Consider the following 18,141-nt stretch of genomic DNA (forward strand, 5'->3'; position numbering starts at 1 on the left):
TACCTTCAGAAAGCCAGAGAATAGTTTGGGCACGTTGTCTTTCACGCCAATGTTTTGCATGCTTGGCCAGAAAAATGAGTCGTTCTCGCTGTTCTAAACTAAGTGGTACAGAAACAATTCGAGGCATATGTGAACATCTGTTAACTAAAAAAACTTTTTCGCATGATTAGTTATTTTTGTCAACTTATAAATATAATCTTTTATTACATAGTGATCTTTGTGCTACCAAAAAATCATTTTTCAATAATACTTGAATTGCTGTGTACATGCGCTCACGTAATGTCTTCATACTTAAAATGCGTGGTCGATCTGATTGTTTAATAATTAACCAAAAGCATTTTGATTCCCAATTTTTAATTTCATTGTTTTTTATTATTTCAACGAAATCTTCGGCTAAGGGAATATTCAATTTCAACATTTTAGACCTCTTTCATAATGAAAATGAGGATTATAAGCCGTGGATGTTTAATCCTCAATTGGTGATATTTCTGTTTTTTGAGAAATTTTTCAAATGTCAGAATTATCTACTGAAATTGGTCGATTATTACGAAAAAAAAGAGCGGAGAAAAAAATTACCCAAGAAGCATTAGCATTACAATGTGGAATTGATCGTAGTTATTTAGGTCGTATTGAACGTGGTGAAGTAAACATCACTGTCTTAAAACTCTATGAGCTTGCTTCTGTGCTTCAGATTGATGCTAAAGAGTTATTGCCTTAAATTTCTCACGCCAAACCATGTCGCATCTCATTTAATTACAATAGCTTTTTCTATTAATATCTACCACAATATCCTCAAAGAAATTTGAGAGTCATCGGTGTGATTACAGGCGAAATTAAAAGCAAAATTGACCAAATCTGGAATGCATTTTGGAGTGGGGGTATTTCTAACCCACTCGAAGTGATGGAGCAGATGACCTATTTGTTATTTATTCGCCGACTTGATGAAATCCAGATTACAAAAGAGCGCAAAGCCAATCGTCTAAAAATAACAATAGAAAAACCAGTGTTCAAACCAGAGCAAGATCATCTGCGTTGGTCAAAGTTCACTACCTTGGGTGATCCTACTCAGCTTTACAATATTATTGCCAATGAAGTTTTTCCGTTTATTAAAAATCTTGGTAATGAAGGTGATACTACATACAGTCATCACATGAAGGATGCCCGTTTCACTATTCCTACACCTGCACTTTTAACGAAAGTGGTCGATCTCTTGGCTGAAGTGCCGATGGATGATAAAGATACTAAGGGTGATATTTACGAGTACATGCTTGGTAAAATTGCATCTGCAGGTCAGAACGGTCAATTCCGTACACCTCGCCATATCATCAAGATGATTGTGGAGTTGATGCAGCCAAAACCAACCGATACCATTTGCGACCCTGCTTGTGGTACAGCAGGCTTCCTCGTTGCTGCAAGTGAATACTTAAATGAACATCACAGCACAGAAATTTTTGCATCACCTGAAGCAGCAAAGCGTTTTAGTGAAGAAACTTTCTTTGGCTATGACTTTGATAGCACAATGCTTCGTATTGGTTCTATGAATATGATGCTGCACGGTGTTGAAAATCCAAGTATTGAAAACCGTGATTCTTTAAGCGAAGCACATTCACATATTGAAAGTCAGTTTAGTTTGATTCTTGCCAATCCACCATTTGCAGGCAGTTTGGACTATGAAAGCTGTGCTAAAAATATTCAGGCGATTGTTAAGACCAAAAAGACTGAATTGCTATTTTTAGCTTTGTTCCTACGATTACTGAAAACAGGTGGTCGTACAGCAATTATTGTGCCTGATGGAGTGTTATTCGGCTCATCTAAAGCACATAAGGATTTGCGTAAAAAGATTGTAGAAGAGCAAAAGCTTGAAGCGATTATTTCGATGCCTTCTGGTGTATTTAAGCCTTATGCAGGGGTTTCGACTGCGATTATGATTTTCACCAAAACCATGTCGGGCGGTACGGACAAAGTTTGGTTTTATGATATGCAGGCGGATGGTTATTCGCTAGATGATAAGCGTAACGAGCTAGATAGTTCAAAGCATGAAAATAATAACATTCCTGACATTCTTGCCCGTTTTAAAAATTTGGATGCTGAAGCAGATCGTAAAGCGACTGAGCAAAGTTTCTTGGTGGATAAAGCGGATATTGCTGCCAATGGTTACGACTTGTCGATTAACCGTTATAAAGAAGTGGTGTATGAGCAAGTGGAATATGAAGCACCAAGTAAAATTTTGGCGGATTTAGAAGTACTTGAGCAGGATATTTTAAAAGGAATGACTAAGCTTAAGGAGTTGTTGAAATGACTATTCCTGTTAAAAAAATAAGTACATTTTGTAAAACAGGTAGTGGTGGTACACCTTCTCGTTCAAATAATGCTTTTTTTGAAAATGGTACAATTCCGTGGGTTAAATCAGGCGAATTAAAAAACCGTTATATCACTGAGATTGAAGAATACATAACTGATTTAGCGGTAGAAAAATCTTCAGCTAAATTAGTGTCAAAAGGTTCTTTACTAATTGCTATGTATGGTGCAACAGTTGGAGAAGTTTCTCAGCTCACTTTTGATGCAACAACTAATCAGGCTATTTGTAATATTCAACCTGATGAAAATGTTTGTGATGTTAATTATTTATACAGATTTTTAGAAGCATCAAAACCATATCTTTTAAGTCGTCGAGTTGGTGGTGGTCAGCCAAATATTTCTCAAAGTGTAATTAAGGATTTAGACGTTCCACTCCCACCACTTTCCGAACAACGCCGAATTGCGTCAATTTTAGATCAAGCGGATGAATTACGCCAAAAACGTCAGCAAGCGATTGAAAAGTTAGACCAGCTTTTACAAGCTACATTTATTGATATGTTTGGCGATCCTGTGAGTAATCCTAAAGGATGGGACATCGGGTGCATTGGAGACATGCTTGAATCAGTAAAATATGGTTCATCTGATAAAGCTACATTGGAAGGCGAAATACCTATTCTTCGCATGAATAACTTGACGTATTCAGGTGAAATGAATTTAACCGATTTAAAATATATAACTAAAGTCCAAGCTGATGAAAAATACCTTGTAAAAGAAGGTGATATTTTATTTAATCGAACGAATAGTAAAGAATTGGTTGGCAAGACTGCTGTTTATAATGGCCCTGAACCAATGGCTTATGCAGGTTATCTTATAAGAGGTAGAACTAAAGCAAATTATACACCTGAATATATCTCTGCTTTTTTAAATTCTCCTTGGGGGAAAGAGAAATTGCAAAGTATGTGTAAAAGTATTGTTGGGATGGCAAATATTAATGCCAAAGAATTTCAATCAATAGTTTTACCTATTCCACCTGAAGCTTTACAAGCTCACTTCAAGAGTAAAGTTTTAGCAATCAGAGAGAAGAAACAATTACTTGCTAATCAATTGAAAGTTTTTGAAATTTTATTTAAATCATTACAAAACCAAGCATTTAGCGGAAATTTATAAAATTATTAGAGGGTGGATACATGAGCAACTTTCAGTTTTTAGAGCCTGAATTTAAAAGCTTGGCAAACACTGCTAAAGAAGCTGAAAAGCTCGTGTATATTTCCCCACAATTTGCCCTTGCTGCTGCAAGAACATCACTAGAAAATCTCGTGCTGTGGCTGTATCAATACGATAAAAAACTCACTCAGCCTTATGACCCATCACTCTACAACCTCATCACCGATGTAAAGTTTAAGGAAATTATCCCACCCTACATTTGGGACAAAATGGATAACATCCGCATGGTGGGAAACAGTGCGGTACACGGTAAAAAATTCAAACAACTGACGACTGAAGAAACAGTTAAACACATTAGCCATCTGTTCCTGATCTATGTCTGGTTTGAGCGTAATTATGGCTCACCATCAAAAGATCGCTCTCAGACCATTTTATTCAATCCTAGACTAATTCCAAATGCTGACCACACACAGCAAATGGCAACGAATCAGGAACAACTGCAAAAAGAAGTTGAAGCCAAAGAAAAAGCATTTGCAGAACAACACAAAGCATTGCGTGAACGTGAACAACAGCTATTTGAATTATCTGCAAGTCTAGAAGAACGTGAAAAACTACTTGCCAATATTGACGCTGAACTTGCTCAAAAACGTGCTGAAGTTGAACAGGCTAAACTTGCCAATAGCCAGATTCCTGATCATACCGACTACAAAGAAGACGAAACTCGTAAACTAAAAATTGATCTTTTACTAGAAGAAGCGGGTTGGGAAATTGGTGTAACGGCAAGAGAGGAAGTTCCAGTTACTGGCATGCCAAGTCCATCAGGTAAAGGTGCTGTCGATTATGTACTGTATGATGCCAATGGCTTGCCTTTAGCCTTGGTAGAGGCTAAACGTACATCGGTTGATCCTGAAGTGGGACAACAACAAGCAAAACTCTATGCAGATTGTCTAGAACAGCAAACAGGTCAACGTCCTGTGATGTTCTACACGAACGGTTATAAAACCCGTATCTGGAATGATGTGCAAGGTGGCCCACCTCGTTTGGTACATGGTTTTTACACGCAAACTGAACTAAAACGCCTAATCGAAAGACGCAAAAATAATCCAGATTTGGGGAGCTTTCCGATCAATGCGGAAATTGTTGAGCGTTATTATCAAACCCGTGCCATTAAAGCGATTTTGGCCGCATTTCAGCGTAAAGAACGTGCAGGTTTACTAATTATGGCAACTGGTACGGGCAAAACCCGTACCGCAATTGCGTTGGTTGATGTACTGATGAAAGCCAATGCTGTTCAGAAAGTTTTATTCCTTGCTGACCGTACCTCATTGGTCGTACAAGCCACCAATGCTTTTAAAGCCAATTTACCTGACTCTGCACCTGTTAATTTAGTAGACAGCAAAAACCAAAATGGACGGGTGTATTTATCTACCTATCAAACCATGATGGGGCTGATTGATGAAGTGAATGCAGATGGTACACGTAAATACGGTACAGGCATGTTTGACATGATTATTGTCGATGAAGCCCATCGTAGCGTGTACCAAAAATTCGGTGAGATTTTTAAATACTTTGATAGCTTATTGGTTGGTTTAACTGCTACCCCACGCGATGAAGTAGACCGTGATACTTATGCACTTTTTGGTTTGGAAAGTGGCGTTCCGACAGATTATTACGATTTAGACCAAGCTATTGCCGATGGTTATTTAGTTCCACCTAAAGCCTTTTCAGTCCCCTTAAAATTCATGCGTGAAGGTGTGAAATTTAATGAGTTGTCCGAACAAGAAAAAGAACACTGGAATGAGCTAGATTGGGGCGGTGATGATGCACCTGAAGAAGTAAATGCATCAAAAATTAATAAGGAACTGTTTAATACAGGCACAGTAGACAAAATGCTGCAGCACTTGATGGAAAATGGCATCAAGGTTGAAGGTGGAGATATGTTGGGTAAAACCATCATCTTTGCAGTCAATCAGAACCACGCCAATTTCATTGCAGAACGCTTTGATAAAAACTATCCACAATATGATGGTAAGTTCGCCCGTGTGATCACGCACTCCACCAAGTACGCACAAAGCCTGATTGATAGTTTTAGTAAAAAAGAGCTGGCTGATCCACAAATTGCTATTTCTGTCGATATGCTCGATACAGGCATTGATGTGCCTGAAGTGGTCAACCTAGTCTTTTTCAAAGCTGTACGCTCTAAAGTGAAGTTTATGCAGATGATTGGTCGTGGTACACGGCTTTGCAAAGACCTCTTTGCCCCAGGAATGGACAAAAAAGAATTCTATATTTTTGATTACTGCTCAAACTTTGAATATTTCAACGAAAATCCTGATGGTGCGCCTGTATCTACTGCTGAACCCTTGGGGCAACGACTATTTAAGGCACGTTTAAATCTTTTGAGTTTGTTGAATACTCAAGACTATCAAACTGAAGAATTGGCAGCCGTCCGTCAAGACATACAACAAAGCCTACAAACTGAAGTGAAATCAATGAACAAAGATAATTTTATTGTTCGTGATGAGCTTGAGTATGTTGAGCAATTCCAAAAAGATGAGGCATGGAACAATTTAGATGATCTTGCTATTGGTACGTTGCGAGAACACATTTCTAAACTTCCAAATGAACTAGAAGCAGAAACACTAGAAGCCAAGCTGTTTGATATGTTGTGCTACAACATCGAACTTGCTGTGCTGAATAAGGATGCCAAAGCAGTACTTGCCTATGCTAATAAAGTGATTGAAATCGCTTCAAAACTGGAAAGTAAAGAGAATATTCCTGTGGTCGTAGCGCAGATTAAGTTGATACAAGACATACAAACCGAAGCCTATTGGGAAGGAATTACAGTCCCTATACTTGAGTCGATGCGTAAATGTATCCGCGGTTTAGTGAAACTCATTGAGAAATCGACCTCAACGATTGTCTATTCTATGTTGGATGATGAAATTGGAGTGATGCAAGCAGTCGATATCCCCGTCGTTTCAAGTGGTGTGAACCTAGCTCAATACCGTAAGCGTGTTGAGAGCTTTATTAAAGCCAATGAGAACCACATAACTATTGCCAAACTCAAACGTGGTTTAGCATTGACTCCAACCGATCTAAGTGAACTTGAACGCTTCGTATTCGAAGCTCAGGAAGTTGAGAGCAAAGAAAAATTTGAAGAATGCTTTGGTACAGAGAAATCTTTACCACTATTTATTCGTTCTTTAGTCGGCTTAGATCGTCAGGCAGTACAACAAGCCTTTTCAAAATATTTACAAGGCTCAAGCTATAACGAAAAACAAATCCGTTTTGTTGAAATGATTATAGATCATCTGACTCAAAACGGTGTATTGGCTGCTGCACAACTTTATGAGCCTCCATTCAATCAGGTTCATTTTGAAGGGATTGATGGTGTATTTAGTGATGGCGATGTCGATAACATATTTGGGGTTGTTGAAGTGTTTAATGAAGCGGTCGCGTAATTTTTATAATTTTGCATTAATGAGATAAAAATGAATCACATTGTATTACCTGAATTAAAGAAATTAATTTTCAAGAACGTAGACTGTAAAAATAAAGTTGAGCACTTAATTTTAGAAAACGATACTGTTGATTTTACATGGGTTGAGTCAAATCGAAGCTATGATGTAATCCAAGTTCAAAGTATAAATATACTAATCACCTCAAATAAAAATTTTGAAACATCAGCATTCGACTATGTAATTCACTCCAATCTTAAATTTAGTCAAAGTAATTTTTCACAAGGTAAGGTTCAACTAAAGGGCTGGATAAAACATCCTAGCTTCAGAGATTATAGTAATAGTGAAATTATTGGCTCTTGGGTTAATAACTTCAACTTCAAAGAAGAAAACCCTGCTACAAATTCTTATGGACTGCGTGAACCTCAGATTGCAGCTCTATATTCCATTTTAAGTCACTTAAAAAGTAAAGATGATGTCATTGGAACTGTAGTTATGCCTACAGGAACTGGTAAAACAGAAACAATGCTTTCAACACTAATCGCAAATAAACTAAATAAGATTATTATTGCTGTTCCGTCAGATGCTTTACGTGAACAAATATATGAAAAGTTTATTAAATTAGGTCTGTTAAAAAAATTTGGTATTGTAAGTAATGACGTTCTATATCCTAGAGTTGGCATTTGGTATGAAAATTTTAAAAAGTCGGAAGACTTAAACAACTTCGTTGATTCAAGTGATGTAATTGTTACCACTATGAATGTTCTAACAAACAACCATGGTGAAATTTTAGATGAAATTAATGAAAAAATAAGCAATATCTTTATTGATGAAGCACACCATGTCGAAGCTGATACATGGAAAAAAGTTAGTAATGCTTTCGCTAAACAAAAAATTCTACAATTTACTGCAACGCCTTTTCGTAATGATAGAAAACGATTAGATGGCAAAATTATCTATAGTTTCAGTTTAAAGAAAGCCCAAGAGCAAGGATACTTTAAACCGATTCACTTCAAATCTATTCGTGAATATGATCAAAAAAAAGCTGACGAATTGATCGCACATCAAGCAGTTGAAATTTTAAAAGAAGATTTGTCTAAAGGATTGGATCATATTTTAATGGCAAGATGTGCAGATAAAACTAGAGCTAATGAAGTCTTTGAATATTATAAGCAGTTTACCGAATTAAATCCTGTATTGGTTTATTCAGGGATTCCAAAGAAAAAAGAAATTCTAGAAGCTATTGTAAAAAAAGAGCACAAAATCATTGTTGCTGTAAATATGTTGGGTGAAGGTTTTGATCTTCCTCAATTAAAGATTGCAGCCTTTCATGATATTCGCAAAAGTTTACCCATAACCTTACAGTTTGCAGGTAGATTCACAAGAACATCAATAGACTCAACTTTAGGAAATGCGACCTTCATTGCTAACATTGCTATAGCAGAAACTGAAGAGGAATTAAGTGAATTATATGCTCAAGATTCTGATTGGAATTTACTATTATCAAACTTAAGTAGCGGGCAAATTAATGAACAGATTGATCTAGGAGATTTTATTAAAGGATTCCAAAATTTAGAAAATTCTAAAATACCTTTTCAAAATATTAGATTTGCTCTGAGCACTGTTGTTTTTAAAAATATTGGGAACTCATTTAATCTTTCTCGATTTAAAAAAGGAATAAAAGGATATGATGATTTAGAATATAAATTTTATGATATCAATAATGATGCAAATACAGCCGTAATTATTACAGCTTCAAAATCTGAAATAGAATGGGTGAATTATAAGGAAGTATATGGTTTAGATTGGACTCTTTACGTTATTTATTATGATGAAATAAATAAACTACTTTTTATTCATAGTTCAGATAAAAGTAGCCTATATCATGAGTTAGCTAATGCTGTTCTGTATAAAAATGCAACTTTAATCGAAAAACTAGATGTTTTTAAAAGTTTTTATGAAATTAAAAGAGTCTCTTTACAGAATGTTGGACTTAAAGAATATTTAAATAGAAAAATTCGTTTTTCAATGAAGGTTGGAACTGATATACAAGATGCATTATCTATTGCAGAACAACAAAGGGGAGAAAAAGCTTTTGTATTTGGCACAGGATACATTGAGGGGAAAAAAATTACTTTAGGTTGCTCTTATAAAGGACGGATATGGAGTTATTTAAAGAATGATATTAAGGAATTTATAAAATGGTGTAATGCAATTGGTGGAAAATTAATTAATCCTTCTATTGATCCAAATCAAATCCTTAAACATACATTGATTCCAGAATCAATAAGCAAACTTCCAGATATTCAACCAATCTATATTGATTGGAGCGATAGTTTTTATTTAAATACAGAATTTAAAATGAATATCAGAGATGAAAAAGATGAAACTAATATTGCTTTTTGTGAGCTAAAACTAATTAGCTATGATCTGATTAATGGTATTTCCTTTGAAATTTCAACGCCATCAAAGAGTTACAAGTTCAATAAATTGTTATTAGACGTTACAAGTCCAAATGGTAATAGTATTCCTGATTTCAACATATCTAAAGCTGACTCTGAAAATGCACAAATAAAAATTGGAAATAAAATTTATAGTTTAGAAGACTATTTAAATAGTAACCCTCCTATTGTTTGGTTTGCAGATGGTTCATCACTACAAGGTAATGAATTTGTTGAAATTAAATCTGTTATTCGTCCATATCCAATAGAAGCCCTAATTCCATGGAGTTGGGTTGGTGTTGACTTAAGTAAAGAAGCTCAAGGTGTTAATCCAATTCAAACAGATTCCATTCAATATAAAACTCTTCAAGTTTTAGAGCAGCAAGATTTTGATATTATTTATGATGATGATTTTTCAGGAGAAATTGCTGATATTATTACAATCAAAGAAACTACAGATAGTATTGATGTACAGTTTTACCATTTAAAATTTGCAAAAGATGGACTTGTGAGTGCCCGGGTTGATAATTTTTATGAGGTTTGTGGTCAGGCACAAAAGTCTATTCATTGGAAACATAAAAGTGGATTAGAGTTTTTTCAACACTTGTTACGCCGAGAAGAGAAAAAGAAAAATGGGTTTTCAAGAAGTCGTATTGAAAAAGGTTCAAAAGAAGATCTTGAAAGATTATTGAGAATTGCAAAAAACCATAAACCTATGAATTTTGAAGTATTCATTGTTCAACCTAGTTTATCCAAGCAGGCAACTACAAGTTCAATTATGACTTTACTTGGAGTCACAGAAAACTATCTCAGAGAAGTTGCAGATATCGATCTCAGAGTGATTGTTAATGAGTAGTTTTTAACTTTAATCTGTCAGATTTTTAATAAATTTAGAGTAATCCTTCAGATCAGTATGAGATGATTTTAGTTACGTTGAAGTTACCAAGTTAGATACGTCTAGCCATTAAAGTATTTTTGATATTTTGTATCCATGTTGATAGGAATTTGGACTACCTTTGTAAATATGTCTAAGATTAACTTGCTTGTTTTTGAGTGTATCCAGTGGACTACTCTTAAATGGAACTAGTGGACTACTATCAATGATATTTACAGAAAAGGTGGCATTCCAAGATGCTCTAAAATCTGTTCCTGTTCCCATCTATCCAACGACCCTCCTTCCAATCCAGATATCAACTCACTTGCTGTTTCCAAATATTGTGCTGTCTTTTCTCTGGACTCTCTTAAACTTAGCCACTGCATTTCTCTAGCGAGATGAAGAGGAGCAACTTCCTCAATTGAAAGCCAAACACTCCAATCATCTTTCGGTACATCAATATATCCTGGCGTATAAAAACGTTTAGGAATCGGCTGTCTACGTTCGATCCAAGATGACAAAGGCTTAAACATATACAAAAAATCCATTACTAATCAAACAGATCATAAAACTCACGTAAGAAGCACGAAAGAATATAATATTCTAGACATAATAATATAATCTAAAAACTGCTTTTCAGAAAATGACAGCTTATGTGTCGCAAAACTCGAAAAATGACACTAATTGTGTCGCAGAAGTTGTCATTAATTATCCCTAATGATGTCTAACTACTTGATTTTTCATATTCTCGATGACAACTTATGTGTCGCATGATGCGGTACGTCATGCGACACAAGGTTTGTCATAAACGACACATTGTTTGTCATAAAACGACGCATTGTTTGTCATAAAACTATGTAGCATGACGTCACATGACACATAAGTTGTCATTGAGAAAACCGCCATTCATGGCGGTTTTTTTAACTTAACAACCCTTATTTTAGTTAAAAATTATGCATGATTTAAATTATTAAAAAAATTTGAATAAAATTTTTGTTCAATTTTATCAGCCTCTAAATAAACACCTAATTCATGATAGAGATCATTGTTCTTATAGTTACCTGAAGAATCAGAAGACATCCAGTTTAAGCTTGTGACAACAATATGATTTTTATCCCAAGCCAACACTTTGGCATGGCTATGATTTCCAGAAGGTGGAGAATGAAGTTTTAATGCAATTTTATCGTTGTCTATAGTGTTAGAGAACTTTTGCACTTGCTTATGATCAAATTCTTTATCGACTGTAGAGTAAAATGCTGAAACACGCACCCTACAAGTTGATAAACTATCCCAAATACTTCTATGTAGATTTGGGCTTATTTTATCACTTAATAAGGTGACTCTATGTCCTGCTTCTTTAGCTTCATGTATATATCGCAAATGATGCCCTTTGAGTAAAAGTGAAACATTAATATTTTTTCCATTGTCTTGATTAGAGCTAGGTTTAATACTTTGAGCCAAATCTAATAATTCTGAACCTAAATAGTTATTAATTAATTTTGCACCAGTAGTCAAACTAGCTGATATTTGAATCATTTCTTTTGAAAAATCATTATCTTGAATAAACACAGAAGCTTCATAACGATTAAATTCTGAGAAAAACCAATTACAAGATCCTATTAACGAACAATGATTATTTTCAGTATCCCAAAGCAAATATTTAGCATGAGACCCTGTTTGGATTTCATGTAAAATAATCCTTCCATTGTAATCACAATAAAGTTTTTTAAATTGTGAGGTAATCTCTTTAAAATTTCTTAATTCTTTCTCCCTAATATCAGGTGAATCGAAATCATCTTTACCCCATAAAATAATAACTTTAACCCCTCTGTTAACGGCACTTAATAGTTCACTTAGATAGAGATTTATTCTAGATGGACGAATAAAAGTAGAATGAATTATTAAATAGTTTTTACATTCACGAATAGCATCAAGAAATTTTTGAAGATGCTCATTTCCTCCTAAAATAAGTGAAACATGCTGTTCAGATATCTTATAACTTTTGGGAGGATTTGCTAAATTTTCTGAACTCCCCCCTCCAACATATTGATATGTTTCTTTTATATTCTCATTATTCCTCTGACTTTCGATTAATCGCTTTTTAATTTCTGAAGACAAATATTCTTTAAAGGAGTAACCAAAAATAGAGCAATAATCATTACTAGATGTTGGATTGAGATAATTCTCATAAAAATGTATGTCTATTTCATTATTTTTACTTATTTTTGCATTAAATATTAAATACTTATTAACTGTTAAACTTCTATCCAATGGTGGCGATACAGAAATAAGTTCTTCATTCGGTTGGGTAACAGCACAGCCAAGTTCTTGTGTATCAAGAATATATGGATGCGGTATACTCTTAATATTAATATATCTTTTATTATCCCAACTATTAACTAAAGTATTGATGTCACTCTCATTATAAGTAGTAATAAAAGAATAATTACACAATCCTAAATACTGACCATTTGTAAGATTAACTAGAAAATCTCTATATGTATAAAACTCCTTTTTTATCGATGGTAATTCAGAAGCTTTTGCAATAAATTTACCACGCTCAGTAATTCTTACACCAATACTCTCAGGCTCCTGAATAATTTCAATCCAATTTAATTTTAGAAATGGTAAAAGTATTTGAACTAAAATTTGTCTACGAATACCAGAATATGCTGATAACTTATCAATAGTAAATTCATTATCTGCAATAGTTCTCAACAACAAATGGTCGATAATATTCCAGTTACTCTTCTTTTTAAAAGTAAACAGATTAGTTCCGTAAGAAAAAGGAACAATGAGATAAAAAGGTTGTGATTTTTTAGAATGTTTGGAATTGGATGATTTCATATTTAATAGCTTACAAAAATTAATAAAGGTAGAGTTTATTTAAAAAATTGGCTTATATAAGAAGTAATATCTATCTTCTTAATTGGAGTAACACTATCTTCATTTATATTAGGTTGTTCATTAACCCATTTACACAATGTGTCTATATATTGATAGTCATTAATAATATCCAATTTTTTCTCAAATGGTGCTCGATAAGCCCAATATTCGAACATTCCTATACTTCCAATTACAAACATTTGATATTTTGCTCTACTAAACATTACATTTAGACGTCTTTCATCAAGTAAAAAACCCAATGAACTCTTATCAGATTTATTGATGTTATGTCTGACAAGACTCACAATTACAAGATCCGCTTCCCCTCCTTGAAATGAATCAACTGTTTTACAAAGCTCCACCCCACAATAGAATCCTTTGCTTTTCAACTTATTAATTAAATTTTCCTCATTAATCATTTCATTAATTTTAGCAATTTGATTTTTATAAGGAGTTAGAATAACTATTGATGGATTCTTTTTAGCTACTTCTGTGACTTGAACTGCTTCTAACATTCTTCTGATGACATCAACTTCTGCCTCATTAGCCAAATTATTTTCAAGTGGCCTAGCTTCTCGCAATTTATTAGGATCACAAATGTCGAGCCAAATAAAACCTTTATTTTTATTTAAATCTGGCAAATCAGAGCATATTGAAAACTTGAATGGCCTATTAATTGTGTTTAAATATTTTTCTTCATTTTCTGAATTATTTTTTAGTTCTGAATTATAGAACAATGTAGAAACCACTTCTGAAATATCTGGATGCATCCGATATTGCTCAGTAATAATATCCCCCATAAGACGGCTACTTTTAGCTTTTTTATATTTTTCAATATTTTTAACCAAAGTCTGGAATAGTGAAAAATATTTTCGAACATTTTCAATAACCGGATGATATTTATTGGAAAAATATTCTAAAAACTCTACACTATTATCATTTAAATTATCTTTTACATATTGAGCTACTTCAGAAAACTCATTCAGACTAGATAATTTTGTTAAATTACTGGAAAAAGGGCCTGTAGAGACGCTTTGTATTAAAAGAGGAACATCGAAATTTTCACCTAATAAAATTTTATTAATAGTATTTTCAGAGAAAGGAGGTAATTGTTTGTGATCTCCAATCAATAAACGCTTTGATGATAGTAAAAGAGGACTTAGTAACTCTAAACCAGAGGCCTTCCCTGACTCTTCTAAAATTGTCCAATCAAATTGGTGATTATTTCTATTAATCGTCTCAATTGTAGAAGAATTTGATGTAGCTAATACAATATTGGCACTACTAAGAACATGCTTATAAAGAGATCTACGCAGATAATTTGATTCAGTAGCTTTCTTTATTTGTTCATTTAAGTCTAAATATTTTGAAGCATCCTGCCACATCAGGCTTTCTTTAATACTATCCCACAAAGTAGCAGTATGTTTTTCAAATTGCTGAATATCACCTCTATCCTCTATTTCATCTTCAATATTATTAAAAGTATCTAAAATCATTAAATTGTCTGATAGTGGACCTTTTTTAATTTCATCATAGAGAACTTGTACAGTTGCATGGCTTTGAGCACTTAAGACGACTTTACTATCTGGCTCATCATTAAAGATTTGCTCTAGCAAACTGGTTACTAAAAATGTTTTGCCAACTCCAGGTGGTCCTTGCACAATATAATTAGGATAAGTATCTAATGCCTCACGATAAATATTTTGCTTAGAATTATCTAACTTATCATATACTTTTACATATTTATTTGGATATTTCAGCTTTGACGTACTGCTTTCCATATGCATAATACTTGAAATTAAAGCAGAATTTTTCGCGACTTGCTCTAAAGTATAATTTCTGCGCAATAGTGCTGTATAATTTGCAAGTAAAGATTTTGGGTATATATATAGTTCTTGTTCATTAATGATCTGGCTTACATCCTTTAACGTATTTGGATTTTGAGGATCATTTTTTACTATAAAATCATAACAAGCTAGAGTTTTTTCGTGCTTCCTAAAAGTGATTATTATTTTAAAGTTTTTAGTAGAAAACCCTTTTGTTTTAATATTTGGAGAAGCATGAAAATCATCTTTTTCAGTAGGAAGTTTATTAGATAATATCCATTCTTTTTCATCCATTTCAGTAACTAAACTTTTAAAATGATGAGTAGATATTGGTTTATCTATAATTTTTGAGAATTTTAAATTTTCATTATTTTTTTCAGGATCAATAGTTAAAATAATACTATCTTGGTTATTATTCCCAATTTTAACTTTAACATTTGCTTTAAAAACTTTTGTCCAATACTCTGAAACCTCAATGGAATAACAAAGCAACATCGTATTAATAAAATTCCTAACATCCTCACTTAATACTTGTTCTTTCTTAAAACTATCAATTATGTTCATCCAGGAATTTGATGAATTAGAGCTAGAAACCAAATTTAATTTTATTGAAAAATCTTTAGAGACTTTATGATAACCTTTCAGACCTTTAGAATCACAATAAATATTTGTAATTAATACAAGATTACTCCATTGAAAATTATTTGTCCCCTCAACTCTAGTAGGTTTTATCTCATATAAAAGCTGATTACCTTGTATAAAAAACAACTCTCCATCTTTAATATTACTTTTAATAATATTTATTTTATTTAAATCAATATCATTTTTAACAAATTTATAAAAATCATCAATCAAGATTTCATTATCTTCTTTTAAGAACTTGCTTACTATACCCAAAAAACTTTCTATTTTCTTTCTATTAATTGTTATATCATATGTTTTAATTTCATTTGTGTCAGCATCTAGTTCATTTTCTAATGAGAAAATAATATACTTTATACTTTCAATAATCTCCGCACTAGAAAGATGACTGTCTCGATAAATATTCTTCAATTTACAAATGTTTTTTAATTTATCTATTAATTTTTTTTCATTTTCAGTTAAATAATTAAAATCATGATCTAATAGGCTATCATCAATTCCTACTACTAGTAATGATTCAATTAAATTACCCAACAAATACCAATCTTCATTATATGAAGAAACCATTGAAGTACTTTCTAAGTTAACCATATATGAAGGTTTAAGTTTATTTACTGAGAGTAACCATTCAAATCCTGTTAATCTAAAAAAATTAATATCATTTTCAAATCTAATTACAATATTTTCTGGACTTATTTTTCTATGTAAAAGGCCATTTTGATGTAAAATATCTAACCCAAAGGCTATACTTAAAATATTTTTCCATAACTTAATACGATGATATGGTATCATCAAATTTTGGAAATATATCCAACTTTTTCTTTTTATCCTTTGGCTTGATTTGTTAATGTCATCTATATATGTGGATAACAAAATATCATTTTCATCACACTCATAGGTGATACTAAAACTTTCATCATCATAATATGCATTATTAATAACTAATAAATACCTTTCTGAATTTGGGTAATTTTTTAATAATTGTAATTGTCTTACTTCATCCAACCAAATCTCTTTAATAATTTCATCTTTTTGATTAATTCTCGGCCAAACTTTCATAAAGAAACATTCATCACCTATATAATCAATTGGGGAAGCTTCTCGATATAATTTATATAAATTATAATTCTTACCCTCATATATTATTTCTTCATCAATATAGTTTTGTAGTACCTTATAATCTTGCATTAAAATTTACCTAATTTAATTACAAATAGAATGCTTACAATTAAGCACGAGATCCCCGTATCTTTTTTATACAGATTTTTTTATCAGACAAATAATAATTTAAAATTAATTGAATTTCAATAGCTTACAAAATAAAGGAGGTAAGTTATAAATCTTCAAGCTTTAAATAAAGCTAGATAAATCAGTATTTAGTGCATTTAACCAATCCATTAACTCAATCACATCTAACCGCCTTTCTAGAATTTCAACTTTAGACACATAAGACTGAGGCTTCCCTAAACGTTGGGCAAGCTCAACCTGAGTCACATTTTTAGACTCACGTAGTTCTATAAGTTTCTTAATTAGGTCTTGATACCTAGGATCGTGTATTGAGCGCATGGCTCAATATCAGTTACAATTAAAAATATCCCAAAATAGGATATTTTTAATTTAACCCTATCTGTTTACTGAATTTTTTTATTTTGAATAATCATTGAACAATAGTCTAGGAATTCACTGTGAAGCAAAAATTTTCTGTAGCTCAAATCAACAATATTGTTAAAAAGAATTTAGCAGGTACAACTGTCGAACAAATTTGTGAAGAGTATAAAATCAGTGTCGCTACTTTCTACCGTTGGAAAGCAAGTTACATAGATATTAATGAGCAAATTTTGATTCGATTAGATAAATTGGAACAAGAAAATTTAGCTCTTAAACAAATGTATGCTGAAGAAAGACTGTCTAAGCGACTAGAAATGTAAGGCGCTCATAAAAGAATCTCGAAAGTATTTTAAATAGCATGGTAATCCCCCCTAAAAATAATAGGATCTAAAAGTAGAATTTTCTCTTAAGATACGAGCAGGAGATTCTGCATGAAAACATCTAAATTTACTGACAGTCAGATCATGTCCATCTTGAAACAGGCAGAATCTGGCACACCTGTAGCGACCCTTTGCCGTGAACACGGCATGAGTAATGCTACCTTTTATAAATGGCGTGCCAAATATGGTGGTATGGATACATCATTAATGGCTCGACTGAAAGAGCTAGAAGCCGAAAATACCAGACTTAAAAAGATGTATGCGGAAGAGCGATTAAAGGCCGAAATCATCCAGGAAGCGATGGCAAAAAAGTGGTAAAGCCATCTTGCCGGCGTAAGATGGCACAACAGGCAGTTGCCCAGCATGCCATTAGTATTCGTTTGGCTTGTAAAGCATTTGGCATTAGTGAAACCTGCTACCGCTATCAAGCCAATCTCAGCGATGACAATGCACTCATTGCTGAACAGCTCATTGAACTCACTGAGGAAAATTCCGATTGGGGCTTTGGTTTGTGCTTCTCGTATTTACGGCATGTTGAGAGTTGCTGCTGGAATCACAAGC

Annotated in this window: 10 protein-coding genes and 2 pseudogenes; 7 read left to right on the forward strand and 5 right to left on the reverse strand. The window is 33.1% G+C overall.

The window, feature by feature from the left end:
- Positions 1-127, reverse strand: a pseudogene (locus HX743_RS14170) (helix-turn-helix domain-containing protein); the annotation flags it as partial.
- 384 nt (positions 128-511) lie between these two features.
- Here HX743_RS14170 and HX743_RS14175 point away from each other — a divergent pair.
- The 5 genes from HX743_RS14175 (at position 512) to HX743_RS14195 (ending at position 10,220) form a co-directional block, all read left to right on the forward strand.
- A complete protein-coding gene (locus HX743_RS14175) occupies positions 512-718 on the forward strand; it encodes a helix-turn-helix domain-containing protein (protein ID WP_032057260.1) in 207 nt (68 codons plus the stop codon).
- A 99-nt stretch (positions 719-817) separates the two neighbouring features.
- Positions 818-2,299, forward strand: coding sequence for a class I SAM-dependent DNA methyltransferase (locus tag HX743_RS14180; RefSeq protein WP_087662175.1), 1,482 nt, complete (start codon positions 818-820; stop codon positions 2,297-2,299).
- Positions 2,296-3,465: a restriction endonuclease subunit S gene (locus HX743_RS14185; protein ID WP_087662176.1), complete on the forward strand. Its 1,170-nt coding sequence runs from the start codon at positions 2,296-2,298 to the stop codon at positions 3,463-3,465. Before HX743_RS14180 ends, HX743_RS14185 begins: the two co-directional genes overlap by 4 nt.
- Positions 3,466-3,485: 20 nt before the next feature.
- Positions 3,486-6,926: a DEAD/DEAH box helicase family protein gene (locus tag HX743_RS14190; protein ID WP_178319532.1), complete on the forward strand. Its 3,441-nt coding sequence runs from the start codon at positions 3,486-3,488 to the stop codon at positions 6,924-6,926.
- 30 nt (positions 6,927-6,956) lie between these two features.
- Positions 6,957-10,220: a DEAD/DEAH box helicase gene (locus tag HX743_RS14195; protein ID WP_087662178.1), complete on the forward strand. Its 3,264-nt coding sequence runs from the start codon at positions 6,957-6,959 to the stop codon at positions 10,218-10,220.
- A 251-nt stretch (positions 10,221-10,471) separates the two neighbouring features.
- On the opposite strand, the gene HX743_RS14200 is transcribed toward HX743_RS14195, so the two are convergent.
- From HX743_RS14200 to HX743_RS14215, 4 genes are all read right to left on the reverse strand, one after another.
- A complete protein-coding gene (locus HX743_RS14200; RefSeq protein WP_178319533.1) occupies positions 10,472-10,771 on the reverse strand; it encodes a hypothetical protein in 300 nt (99 codons plus the stop codon).
- A 418-nt stretch (positions 10,772-11,189) separates the two neighbouring features.
- Positions 11,190-13,085 carry a phospholipase D-like domain-containing protein gene (locus HX743_RS14205; protein WP_078192299.1) on the reverse strand — a complete coding sequence of 632 codons (1,896 nt, stop codon included), beginning with the start codon at positions 13,083-13,085 and terminating at the stop codon, positions 11,190-11,192.
- 35 nt (positions 13,086-13,120) lie between these two features.
- Complete coding sequence (locus HX743_RS14210; protein WP_078192300.1) at positions 13,121-16,780, reverse strand: AAA domain-containing protein; 3,660 nt, start codon at positions 16,778-16,780, stop codon at positions 13,121-13,123.
- Positions 16,781-16,942: 162 nt separating this feature from the next.
- The gene (locus HX743_RS14215; RefSeq protein WP_068517820.1) at positions 16,943-17,158 is read right to left on the reverse strand and encodes a helix-turn-helix domain-containing protein; all 216 of its coding nucleotides are present in this window, start codon (positions 17,156-17,158) and stop codon (positions 16,943-16,945) included.
- A gap of 119 nt (positions 17,159-17,277) precedes the next feature.
- On the opposite strand from HX743_RS14215, the gene HX743_RS14220 reads away from it, so the two are divergent.
- Together HX743_RS14220 and HX743_RS14225 are read left to right on the forward strand one after the other, a co-directional pair.
- A complete protein-coding gene (locus HX743_RS14220) occupies positions 17,278-17,520 on the forward strand; it encodes a transposase (protein WP_004891674.1) in 243 nt (80 codons plus the stop codon).
- A gap of 111 nt (positions 17,521-17,631) precedes the next feature.
- Positions 17,632-18,141, forward strand: a pseudogene (locus tag HX743_RS14225) (transposase); the annotation flags it as partial.

Source organism: Acinetobacter sp. Swhac1 (genome assembly GCF_013390985.1).
Lineage (GTDB): Bacteria > Pseudomonadota > Gammaproteobacteria > Pseudomonadales > Moraxellaceae > Acinetobacter > Acinetobacter towneri.